The sequence below is a fragment of the Rheinheimera sediminis genome, from assembly GCF_004005375.1.
In the GTDB taxonomy this organism is placed as follows: domain Bacteria; phylum Pseudomonadota; class Gammaproteobacteria; order Enterobacterales; family Alteromonadaceae; genus Pararheinheimera.
In genome coordinates this window covers 12,893-24,775 of the sequence record NZ_RZUF01000019.1, presented here as the reverse complement: position 1 = coordinate 24,775, position 11,883 = coordinate 12,893, and the positions used below count along the sequence as shown (strand labels likewise).

The following is an 11,883-nucleotide window of genomic DNA, read 5'->3' as shown; positions in this document are numbered from 1 at the left end:
CTATGCAGAGTAATATTCTGATTGTTGAGGACGAATACATTGTCTCTCTGGACTTAAAAAGTACGTTGGAAGATCTGGGTCACAAAGTAACAGCTACTGTAGCGCGGGGTGAGGATGTGGTGGCAAAAGCCATGGAATATCCACCCGACCTGGTACTGATGGATATTCAACTGGCAGACACTATGCGTGGTACTGAGGCGGCTGAACATTTGAAAAAACAAATGGATGTCCCCGTTATATTCCTTACTGCCTTCTGTGATGAAAATGTGCTGGAGCAAGCCGAAAAGTCTTTTCCTCATGGGTATCTGATCAAACCTTTTGACAGGCGTGAGCTTGAAGCCAGTATTCGAATGGCATTGAGCCGCCATAAAGCTGAGCTACGGATACGCCAATCAGAGCAACGACTGCAACAAGCCTTAAGCGCAGCAAAAATGAGTCATTGGCAACTGGATTTGATCACAGACCAATTGGACATGGGTGGCCAGATTGATGATTATCTACCTTGGCCATCACCGGACGTCAGTGGCCTGGCTCAGTTAAAATCCATACTGGCCGCTGATGAACATCTGCGCTTAGCGCGCATCTTTACGCGCAAAAAGGATTTTAATGCAGTTTTTATGTCGGCTCAGAGTAAACCTCAGCGTTATATCGAATTATTCGGTCATTTCCAGCGTTCCGGCCATAATCAAGTCATCAACGGTTTGTGGCGTGATGTTACCCACAAGCAACAAGAAGAACTGCAACTGCGTCAAGCCAACACTGTCTTTAAAACAACCTCTGAGGCCATTCTGGTGTTGGATGACGTTGGCCGGATACAAACTGCAAACCCAGCATTTAGCTTGGTGACAGGTTATAGCGCAGAGGAAATCAAAGGTTTGCAACCCGATCATTTTTTATTTGCAAACCAACATAGCTCTCCAGTCTCAGCGCGTTTAGCAGAATTAAGCTCCAACCATTGGAGTGGCGAATTAGAGTGCAAACGCAAAGATGGTTCGGTCTTCCCCACTTGGCAGCATTTGTGCAAAGTGCGTTCGCCCATGACCAAAGGTGCTATTAGCCATTATGTATTAATGTTTTCCGATATATCCGCACTAAGGCGTGCAGAAGAAAATCTGGCGACTCTGGCTTTCAGTGATCATCTAACCGGTCTTGGCAATAGAATGAAGCTGGAGAAAATGCTGAAGTCAGAACTGGTCAGAGCCAGCAGAAACCAGAGTATGCTGGCTATTCTTTATCTTGATTTAGATGGTTTTAAGCTGGTCAATGATACGCTTGGCCACCATACAGGGGACTTGTTGCTACAGGAAGTCGCCCAACGGATTTGTCACTTAACCAGAGCAGGAGATGTTGCCACTCGGGTAGGAGGCGACGAGTTCGTCCTGGTAGTACCTGATATTCGCCATCCATCAGACTGCTTGCGTATCGCGGAGAAAATTCTGCACATCATCAGTCGGGATATTAAATTGCAGGACAATATAGTCAATGTGTCCGCTAGCCTGGGTATAGCCTGTTATCCGGATGACGCTACCAGCTATGAAGAACTGCTGAAATGTGCAGATTTGGCAATGTTCGCAGCTAAGGATGCCGGCAGAAACAGATTCACATTTTTTAATCCTCTGATGGCCGAAAAGACCAAGCAAAGGGTTCAGATTGAGAAAGATTTGAAGGCAGCCTTGTCCAATTCCGACGAACTATTGATGTACTATCAACCTATAGTGGCGGTCAAAGATCAGCAACTCAAGGGGTTTGAAGCGCTAATCCGCTGGATACATCCCACTTTGGGATTTGTTCCGCCGGATCGCTTTATCAAAATAGCAGAACAAAGCAGTCTGATTAACGAGCTGGGTGATTGGGTGCTACAGCAAGTATTTAAAGACATGGCCGAACTGAACCGACGCTACGGCGAGGAAATGACAGTGTCAATTAATCTGTCGGTGAGGCAACTGGAAGACCAGCAATTAGCGCATAAAATTAAAGGCCTGGCTGCACAGTTTAACTTATCCATGGCAATGATCTATTTCGAAATCACTGAAACAGCTCTGAGTCAGCATCAAAGCATACTCAGCACGCTGGAGCAATTACGTAGTCTGGGTGCACGTATTTCAGTAGACGATTTTGGCACTGGTTACTCATCACTTAGCAGGCTGCGGGAACTGCCTATTGATTGTTTAAAAATAGACAGAGCCTTTATTGTTAGCCTGGAAAAAGACAACAACAGTGCTGAAATAGTTCGCGCCATTTGTGCATTGGGCAAAGCCTTACACTTGAGTATTATTGCTGAAGGTGTCGAAACCTCAGTTCACTATCAAATGCTCAAAGCCATTGGCTGCGACAAGGCTCAGGGCTATTTATTTGGCAGACCAGGGCCGCTGAATTGAATGTTCAGCTAAAAGCAGAAAATAGAGTAGCGCCATTATGCTAATCGCAGTTGAAGCCAAATGAGCTGTTGAATGTCTGCAGGATTTGATTTGAGCTAACTTTTGCTAACAAACCTGATGTCAGGATAATGAGTGCCACTGAATAGACTTCTAGTGGCGTATGGCGCCGAAAAACTTTCCAGCTCGGAATATTTTTTTCACCTAGTAACAATGCCAAGGGTCTTGCATTCCCCTGCGGCTAATAATTACACCGAGCTCCTTGTGCCGAAACCAATAGCGGTGATTTAACTCGAATGTTTTCTATAAACAAACCACAGGATGCTGTGTACTACCTTCCTCAACATCCATATTGCGACTCTATAACCCTCTGAATTTTATGATGAATAACAACCAGCGCTATAAAAAATTAATCATTATCCGTTAAACCCGCCACAGTTACACCAGACAATAAGCCTGAGCCTGTTGTACCTTGCTGCAGTTTCATCATCAAACGTAAATCATTAGGGGAATCCGCATGATGCAGCGCATCTGCAGCACTGATCTGCCCTGCGTTGTATAAATCATACAAGGCCTGATCAAAGGTTTGCATGCCCAATTCGCGCGATTTGCTCATCACAGTTTTAATTTCACCTATCTCACCACGTTTTATTAAATCCGCAACAAGAGGAGAATTTAACAACACTTCAATAGCCGCCACCCGTTTTTTACCATCCAGCGCTGGCAACAGTTGCTGGGCCACTATGGCACGTAAATTCAGTGCTAAATCAAACAGCAGCTTGCTATGTTTTTCCTTGGGTACCAGATGCATAATACGGTCTATGGCTTGGTTGGCATTGTTGGCGTGTAACGTGGCTATACATAGATGGCCGGTTTCAGCAAAAGACAAGGCATATTCCATGGTGTCCTGACTGCGGATTTCACCAATTAAAATCACGTCCGGCGCCTGGCGCAATGAGCTTTTCAGTGCAGCTTCAAACGACTCGGTATCTATGCCAACTTCACGTTGAGTCACCAGGCTTTTTTGATGATCGTGCACAAATTCAATCGGATCTTCGATGGTTAGAATATGACCACGGGCATTTTGATTGCGATAGCCCAGCAAAGCGGCCAACGAAGTAGATTTACCAGCACCAGTACCGCCAACAAAAAGCACCAGCCCACGCTTGGACATAATGATATCTTTGAGCACCTCCGGTAGGCCTAAATCCTCCGTCTTTGGAATAATGGTAACTATACGCCGTACCACCATACCCGCTTGATCACGCTGCCAAAAAGCCGATACCCTAAAGCGCCCTGCCTCATTGGAAATAGCAAAGTTACATTCTTTCTCTTGCTGAAACTGCACTTGCTGTTTGGTTGTCATGGCCGATAACACCAATGCCAGCGATTGCTCCGGGGCTAAGACATGATGATCGAGCGGCAGCATTTCACCGTTAATTTTGGCGGATGCGGCAAGGCCAGCAGTGATAAATAAATCCGAAGCAGCGGCAGCCACCATTTTGTGTAAATAGTCGATTAAGTTCATAGCGGCTAACCCATCCGGCCCATACTTCCTAAATTATTAAAGGAATTTTTATCCTGAGCTTTGGCCAAGGCATCTTTTTGACTAACCAGACCGCGATTCACCAGTTGAATCAGGCATTGATCCATGGTTTGCATGCCATGCGCAGCGCCGGTCTGGATCACAGAGTACATTTGTGCCACTTTATCTTCACGGATCAGGTTCCGAATGGCAGGAACGCCCAACATAATTTCGTGCGCAGCTACCCTGCCGCCGCCGTTTTTCTTCAGTAAGCTTTGAGAGATCACAGCGCGTAGCGATTCAGATAACATAGAGCGTACCATGGCTTTTTCTTCACCAGGGAAGACATCAATAATCCTGTCTATGGTCTTAGGCGCAGAGGTGGTGTGCAGAGTACCGAAGACTAAATGCCCCGTCTCAGCTGCAGTCATAGCCAGACGAATAGTTTCTAAATCGCGCAGCTCGCCCACAAGAATCACATCTGGGTCTTCACGCAAGGCCGAGCGCAACGCATTGCTAAAACTATGGGTATCACGATGCACTTCGCGTTGGTTTACTAAACTCAGTTTATTCTGGTGCACAAACTCAATAGGGTCTTCGATCGTCAGAATATGGTTATTTTTGCTGGTATTGATATAGTCAATCATAGCCGCCAGTGTGGTCGACTTGCCCGACCCCGTCGGCCCTGTTACCAGCACCAGACCGCGAGGATTATCAGCAATACTACGAAACACATCAGGTGCATTTAAATCGTCAAGACTCAGTACAGTACTTGGGATAGCCCGAAACACAGCTGCAGCACCCCGATTTTGCACGAATGCATTGACCCGAAAGCGAGCTAAACCCGGCACTTCAAAAGAAAAATCGCATTCGAGCTTTTCTTCGTATTCTTTACGTTGACGGTCATTCATAATGTCGTACACCAAAGCGTGCACCGCCTTATGCTCTAAAGCCGGAATATTTAAACGTCGCACATCGCCATCCACCCGGATCAGTGGCGGTACTCCAGCAGATAAATGCAAATCCGAGGCTTTATGTTGCACACTGAAGGCGAGTAATTCGGTAATATCCATGATGAAAAGCACTCCAAAGCAAAGGCGAAGAACAGAATTGATATGACAAACAACATAGCAGAAGCGTTGAAATCAGCCTACAACGCTATCCAAGAATTTCAGACAAAACAGCAATTAAAACAACAAAGTCGCCTGATTGCCGTCAGTAAAACCAAACCAGCAGAGTCGGTAGCAGCTGCTTATCAGGCGGGACAACGCGCTTTTGGCGAAAACTATGTTCAGGAATTAGTCAGTAAAGCCACAGAATTACAAGGGCTTGAAGCTATTGAGTGGCATTTTATCGGTCCTATCCAGTCGAATAAAACCAAAGACATCGCGTTTTATGCCGACTGGGTGCACAGCATTGAGCGTTTAAAAATTGCAGAACGTTTATCAGCACAGCGCCCTTCGGATAAAGCACCACTTCAAGTGTTGCTGCAGGTCAATATCAGTGGCGAAGAATCTAAATCAGGCATAAACCCTGCGGATTTAATGAGTTTAGCAACTCAAGTCGCTGCATTGCCGCAGCTTAAACTAAAAGGCTTAATGGCTATTCCGCAGCCTGGCAAAGGCGCTGAAGCATTCGAACAGATGCAGAAACTTTCACTACAACTGATACAAAAGCATCCAGAAGCCACAGAATTATCAATGGGCATGTCAGATGACTGGCAACAGGCTCTGTGCTTTGGTTCTACTATGATAAGATTAGGCACAGCTATTTTTGGAGCCAGAGGGATCCCTTCTCATGATTGATAATACAGTCGCATTTATCGGTGCCGGCAATATGGCGCAGTGCATTATCGGAGGCATGATTCAGCAGGGCTATCCAGCTGAAAATATTATTGCTGCTAATCGTAATACTGAGAAATTACAAGCTTTAAAAAACCAATACAACATAGCCACTACCACAGACAATATCGAAGCGGTCACCAAAGCTGATGTAATAGTACTGGCGGTGAAACCTCAGATGATGGCAGAAGTCTGTCAACAGATCATAGAACAAGCCCCGGAATCGAAGGAAAAGCTGTTCATCTCAGTCGCGGCTGGTATTTCTGTCGAGCGTTTTGAACAGTTATTGGGTCAGGTACGTATTATCCGCGCTATGCCAAATACCCCGGCTCTGGTTGGATTGGGCGTCACAGGTTTATTTCCAAGCCGCTGCTCTGTGTATGAACAGTCCTTTACCGAAAAACTTTTTTCAGGCACAGGCAAAACCCTTTGGCTGGAAAAAGAGCAAGATATAAACGCTATTATTGCAGTCACTGGCAGTGCACCAGCGTACTTTTTTTATTTTATGCAAGCTATACAACAAGTGGCACAGGAACTTGGATTTGATGAAGCGCAAGCCAAAGCTATGGTAGCCCAAACGGCTTTAGGTGCAGCCACTATGGCCAGTCAGTCTGACTTATCTTTCGAAGCGCTGCGCGCACAAGTGACGTCCAAAGGCGGCACTACACACCAGGCTATTGAAACTTTTAGACAGCATAATCTTGAAAGCATGGTCAAAGACGCCATGTATGCAGCAATACGCCGTGCTGAAGAAATGGCAAATACTCTTTAAGGACTCATAATGACCGAAGCATTCTTTTTTCTGTTAAGCAGCCTAATCAAACTTTATCTGATGGTCGTGCTGCTGCGTATCTGGCTACAAAGTGCCAAAGCAGATTTCTATAATCCGTTCAGCCAGTTTGTAGTGAAAGCCACCAACCCGGCTATTATCCCGTTACGGCGGTTTTTGCCAAGTATAGGTCCTGTCGATACCTCGAGCTGGATTTTTGCGTTTGCAATATGTGTGCTGCACGTTGCTATAGTGCAACTGCTGCAATTAGGTCAGGTGATTTATGTTTATTTACCTTTAAGCGCATTGGTGTTGCTGATCACAGAAGCGTTACAACTGGTATTTTGGATACTCGTAATACGCGCATTGCTGAGCTGGTTTAGTCAGGGCCGTAACCCAATGGAACTGGTGATGCATCAACTGACTGAACCTCTGTTAAGGCCTGTGCGTAAAGTAGTACCTGTGATGGGTGGTCTGGATTTATCTTTACTGGTGGTGCTTTTGGGCATTCAGTTTATCCAGATTTTATTGACCAATATGTTACGTGGTTTTTAATTGTTAACCCGGCTGGCCAATGGCGATGTGCTACTGCAATTGCATGTGCAGCCCGGTGCCAGCCGTGATCAGTTTTTAGGTTTGCATGGTGATGCCATCAAAGTAGCGATTAAAGCGCCGCCTGTCGATGGCAAAGCCAATGCTCATTTACAACAGTTTCTGGCACAAAGCTTTGACGTGGCTAAACGTCAGGTGCTGCTGGAAAAAGGCGAACTGAGCCGACAGAAAAAATGGCGCATTGTCGCGCCCTGCTCTGTCCCCGACGCCTTACAACCTTATCTGGAGTCCTGATGAAAAACTATTTGCTGGCAGCAAGCCTGGTTCTGGCCTTTTTTATGAATCCACTTCAGGCTGAACAAAAGAAAGTACTAGGTCCATGGGATGTGCATTACATCGCTTTTGACAGCACTATTATTGATGCCAAAATAGCGCAAAGTTATCAGCTACAGCGCAGTAAATATCAGGCCGTACTGAATATCTCCGTACTGAATAGCAGCGATCAAAAGGCGCAACAGGTACGCATCTCGGGTACAGCGACAGATTTAACGCAAAAGCAGACTGAACTGACATTTCGTGAAGTAAAAGAAGGCGATGCGATTTATTACCTGGCGCAGGTGCCGGTGCACGACCAAAAACATCTGAAGTTTAACCTGGATATCTGGCAAGGCACAGAAAACCAGAAGCTTGAATTCTCACAGATGTTTTACACCGAATAATAGTCTCCTTCGTTCTTGGAGCCGCAGCTTTGTTGACCGCGTGTCGTAGTCCCAGTCACATAGTGAACTATGCTCCTGGGAACTCCGCACTTGTCGCCGCGCTGCAACTCCAATTACTTTGGCGACACTTAGCTGGCCTGATCCTGTCAGGCTCACTGTTTCAAAGGTTTCCTAATGAATAAACTTGTTTTAGCTACTGGCAATAAAGGCAAATTAGCCGAGTTATCTGCCTTGCTTGCACCTTTTGACTGGCAGGTATTGCCGCAGTCAGATTTTCAGGTGCCTGACGCTATTGAAGATGGTTTAAGTTTTATTGAAAACGCCTTAATTAAAGCCCGTCATGCCAGCCGTTTAACAGGTTTGCCTGCTGTTGCCGATGATTCAGGTTTGGCTGTCGATGCTTTAGGTGGCGCACCTGGTATTTATTCGGCCCGCTATGCTGGCGAGCATGGCAACGATTTAAAAAACCTGCAACAGCTACTGGTCGATTTACAACAGGTGCCTCAAGGTGAGCGAGCTGCGCAGTTTCACTGTGTCTTGGCTTTTGTTCGTCATGCTGATGATCCTGTGCCTGTGATAGCCCATGGCATCTGGCATGGCCATATTGCCTTTGAGGCTGCAGGTTCAGGGGGTTTTGGTTACGACCCTATATTTTTACCTGATGATTCAGAGGGCACGTCCGCTGAACTAACCCCAGAGCAAAAAAAGCAGCTTAGTCACAGAGGTAAAGCATTGCGCTTGCTGGTGTCGTTGTTAAAAGGCGAACAAGGCTGATGAACCTTGCACCGACCATAGCGCTGCAACTGCCGCCGCTGGCGCTTTATATCCATATTCCCTGGTGCATTCAAAAATGCCCTTATTGCGACTTTAACTCTCATGCGGTGAAACAAGGCATACCTGAGCAGGAATATATCAGTCATTTATTGGCCGATTTACGCCAGGATTTAAGCTATGTGCAAGGCCGCGAAATCAGCTCCATTTTTATTGGCGGCGGTACACCCAGTACTTTTAGTGGCGAAGGTATTCAGGCGATTTTAGATGGCGTACGAAAAGAGCTGCAGTTAACAAGCGACTGCGAAATCACCATGGAAGCCAACCCAGGTACAGTGGAAGCTGCCCGTTTTGCTGCTTATGTGGCCGCTGGCGTAACCCGTTTCTCTATCGGTGTGCAAAGTTTTCAGACAGAACAACTGAAAGCCTTAGGCCGTATTCATGATTGCGATGAAGCTATTAAAGCAGCACAACTTGCCGCTACCTTGCCACTGCAAAGTTTTAATCTGGATTTAATGCACGGCCTGCCCAATCAGAATGTCACGGGAGCTTTGGCCGATTTACAACAAGCTATAGATTTAAAGCCACCGCATTTATCCTGGTATCAGCTGACCATTGAGCCTAATACCGCCTTTGCGTCGCGCCCTCCTGTGCTGCCGGAAGATGAAGCCTTGTGGGATATTCAGGAGCAAGGCCATATGCTGTTACAACAGCATGGCTACACTCAGTACGAAATTTCAGCTTATAGTCAGCCAGGCCTGCAATGCAGACATAACCTGAACTATTGGCGTTATGGCGACTACTTGGGTATTGGCTGTGGTGCTCATGGCAAAATCACAGTGCCTGGTACAGGCAAGATTATCCGGCCAGTCAAAATTAAACACCCCAAAGGTTATATGGATATCAGCAAAGGCTATCTGGATGAAAGCAGCGAAGTAGCGCCTGAAGACAGAGCTTTTGAGTTTTTTATGAACCGCTTTCGTTTACTCGAAGCCTGCCCTAAACAGGATTTCAGCGCTTATACCGGCTTGCCCGTCACATCTGTGGAAGATGCACTTGCCAAAGCAGAGCAACTGGGGTTAATTAACAGCACAGAATTACACTGGCAAATCAGTCCAAAAGGCGCACGTTACCTGAATGATTTGCTGGCTTTATTTATCGACTAACAATTAATAATTAATAGACCCAAAGTAATTGGAGTTGCAGGGAGGCGACAAGTGATTGAGACCCAAGGAGCATAGTTTACCTATGTGACTGGGGCGAGATCGCGAAGTCAACAAAGCAGCGGCTTCAAGTACGAAGGGTATAAAACAAAGGTCCATATATGTATCTACGTTATTCAGCACTGGCGCTGGCAGTAAGCCTGGCGACAGTTGCAGGCTGCAAACCAGCCTCTACTCCGATCGATCAAAGCAAAATTATTGAAGCGACAGTGGTTCTGACAGAAAACCAAAAAGCCGACGCCCTGTTTGAGAAAATTTTCCAACAGTCAGTAGCGAACAGTCCGGAAACGCAAACAGCTTTAGGTTTAAAAACCAATTACGATCAATGGGATGATTTATCTGAAGCTCAAACGCAAAAAGAGCTGGAACAAGCCAAAGAGCAATTGGCGCAGGTGCAAGCCTTAAATATGCAAAGCCTCGACACTGGCCGCCAACTGAGTGTAAAGCTGTTAACAGCGCGCTTGCAGGCCCGTTTAGATGACGCCAAGTGGGAGTTGTACAACTACCCTGTCAATCAAATGTTTGGTACCCACTCTAATGTGCCTTCTTTACTGATTAACCAACACAGCATCAGCGATGAAGCCGATGCCAAAGCTTACATTGGCCGCTTAAAAGGCGTGACCAGCTATTTCAAGCAATTGGAACAACAACTGCAAGCCCGCGCAGATATTGGCGTGTTGCCACCTAAGTTCGTGTTTGCTCATGTGATTGGAGCTAGCCGCAATATCATCAGCGGCGCACCTTTTGACGGTGGCAACGACAGCACCTTATTGGCAGATTTTCGCGGTAAAGTTCAAGAACTGAAGCTGGAGCAGGCTGAAAAAGACTTGCTGATCAAAGAAGCTGAACTGGCTTTGGTGGGCAGCGTAAAACCAGCCTACGAAAACCTGATTAAATTGCTGACCACCTTAGAGGAAAAAGCCGGTACTGAAGATGGTGTATGGCGCTTTAAAGACGGCGATGAGTTCTATGCCAACCGCTTAGCCCGCATTACGACCACAGATTACAGCGCAGAAAAAATCCACCAGTTGGGTTTGTCTGAAGTCGCCCGTATTCACGAAGAAATGCAAGGTATTATGAAAAAAGTCGGCTTTAAAGGCGACTTACAGCAGTTTTTTGCCTTTATGCGCGACGATCCACAGTTTTATTACCCGGACACAGCCGAAGGTAAAGCAGAGTATTTAGCCGAAGCCACCCGTCTTATCGATACCATGAAATCGCGTTTGGATGAGCTTTTTATCGTTAAACCTAAAGCCGATATGGTTGTTAAAGCGGTGGAGCCTTTCCGTGAGCAATCTGCGGGTAAAGCCTTTTACGAGCAACCATCTATGGATGGCAGCCGCCCTGGTATTTATTACGCCAACCTGTACCGCATGAGTGGTATGCCAAAGTATCAAATGGAAGCTTTGGCTTATCATGAAGGTATTCCAGGCCACCATATGCAAATTGCCATAGCCCAGGAGTTGGACAATGTACCTAAATTCCGCAAGTTTGGTGGTTACACTGCCTATATCGAGGGTTGGGGTTTGTACACTGAGTTCCTGCCAAAAGAGATTGGCATGTATCAGGACCCCTACTCCGACTTCGGCCGTTTAGCCATGGAACTATGGCGCGCCTGCCGTCTGGTGGTCGACACAGGTTTACACAATAAAAAATGGACCCGCGAACAGGCCATTCAGTATTTGGTTGAAACTACGCCCAACTCAAAAGGTGAAGCCGTAAACGCCATAGAGCGTTATATAGTGATGCCTGGCCAGGCCACGGCTTACACTGTGGGCATGCTGAAAATGCTGGAACTGCGTGAAAAAGCCAAAACAGCGCTGGGCGAGAAATTCGACATCCGCCAATTCCATGACGTAGTACTGAAAAACGGCGCAGTACCATTGGACGTGTTGGAGCAGTTAGTGGATCAGTATATTCAGGCGGCTAAAGCTGCAGCTTAACTGGTGTTGACCCTATTGATACTGTAGGGGCGCCCCTCGTGGGCGCCCGTTTTTGTGCTGCAGGCCAACTGCTGCCCCCCCAGAAACGCCCAACGCGACTATTTTTCAAGCCCAGCTATTGATCAAATAAGGTAAAGCTATTAAACGGATTCGTAACAGCTTTGA

General features: G+C 46.5%; 11 protein-coding genes. 9 read left to right on the top strand and 2 right to left on the bottom strand.

Annotated features, from left to right (window positions below; translation table 11 throughout):
* Positions 1–2 precede the first annotated feature (2 nt).
* Positions 3–2,378 carry a two-component system response regulator gene (locus tag EMM73_RS13820; RefSeq protein ID WP_127687249.1) on the top strand — a complete coding sequence of 792 codons (2,376 nt, stop codon included), beginning with the start codon at positions 3–5 and terminating at the stop codon, positions 2,376–2,378.
* Between the two features lie 406 nt (positions 2,379–2,784).
* Here the strand turns inward: EMM73_RS13820 and EMM73_RS13815 are convergent, their stop codons facing one another.
* Together EMM73_RS13815 and EMM73_RS13810 are read right to left on the bottom strand one after the other, a co-directional pair.
* A complete protein-coding gene (locus tag EMM73_RS13815; RefSeq protein ID WP_127687247.1) occupies positions 2,785–3,903 on the bottom strand; it encodes a PilT/PilU family type 4a pilus ATPase in 1,119 nt (372 codons plus the stop codon).
* A 5-nt stretch (positions 3,904–3,908) separates the two neighbouring features.
* Positions 3,909–4,973 carry a type IV pilus twitching motility protein PilT gene (locus tag EMM73_RS13810; protein WP_127687245.1) on the bottom strand — a complete coding sequence of 355 codons (1,065 nt, stop codon included), beginning with the start codon at positions 4,971–4,973 and terminating at the stop codon, positions 3,909–3,911.
* 42 nt (positions 4,974–5,015) lie between these two features.
* Between EMM73_RS13810 and EMM73_RS13805 the strand changes: the two genes are divergently transcribed.
* The 8 genes from EMM73_RS13805 (at position 5,016) to EMM73_RS13770 (ending at position 11,718) form a co-directional block, all read left to right on the top strand.
* Positions 5,016–5,705, top strand: coding sequence for a YggS family pyridoxal phosphate-dependent enzyme (locus tag EMM73_RS13805; protein WP_127687243.1), 690 nt, complete (start codon positions 5,016–5,018; stop codon positions 5,703–5,705).
* Positions 5,698–6,513, top strand: a complete 816-nt coding sequence (gene proC / locus EMM73_RS13800; protein WP_127687241.1) for a pyrroline-5-carboxylate reductase — start codon at positions 5,698–5,700, stop codon at positions 6,511–6,513. The genes EMM73_RS13805 and proC overlap by 8 nt, the downstream gene beginning before the upstream one ends.
* Positions 6,514–6,522: 9 nt before the next feature.
* On the top strand, positions 6,523–7,065 hold the full coding sequence (locus tag EMM73_RS13795) for a YggT family protein (protein ID WP_127687239.1): 543 nt from the start codon (positions 6,523–6,525) through the stop codon (positions 7,063–7,065).
* Positions 7,066–7,356 (top strand): DUF167 family protein, encoded by a 291-nt coding sequence (locus tag EMM73_RS13790; protein ID WP_127687237.1) that lies wholly within the window; start codon positions 7,066–7,068, stop codon positions 7,354–7,356. It begins immediately after the preceding gene.
* Positions 7,356–7,781 (top strand): DUF4426 domain-containing protein, encoded by a 426-nt coding sequence (locus EMM73_RS13785; RefSeq protein ID WP_127687235.1) that lies wholly within the window; start codon positions 7,356–7,358, stop codon positions 7,779–7,781. Before EMM73_RS13790 ends, EMM73_RS13785 begins: the two co-directional genes overlap by 1 nt.
* 174 nt (positions 7,782–7,955) lie before the next feature.
* The gene (rdgB, locus tag EMM73_RS13780; protein WP_127687233.1) at positions 7,956–8,555 is read left to right on the top strand and encodes an RdgB/HAM1 family non-canonical purine NTP pyrophosphatase; all 600 of its coding nucleotides are present in this window, start codon (positions 7,956–7,958) and stop codon (positions 8,553–8,555) included.
* Complete coding sequence (gene hemW, locus EMM73_RS13775) at positions 8,555–9,718, top strand: radical SAM family heme chaperone HemW (protein ID WP_186435230.1); 1,164 nt, start codon at positions 8,555–8,557, stop codon at positions 9,716–9,718. The genes rdgB and hemW overlap by 1 nt, the downstream gene beginning before the upstream one ends.
* A 158-nt stretch (positions 9,719–9,876) precedes the next feature.
* A complete protein-coding gene (locus tag EMM73_RS13770) occupies positions 9,877–11,718 on the top strand; it encodes a DUF885 domain-containing protein (protein ID WP_127687231.1) in 1,842 nt (613 codons plus the stop codon).
* Positions 11,719–11,883 lie beyond the last annotated feature (165 nt).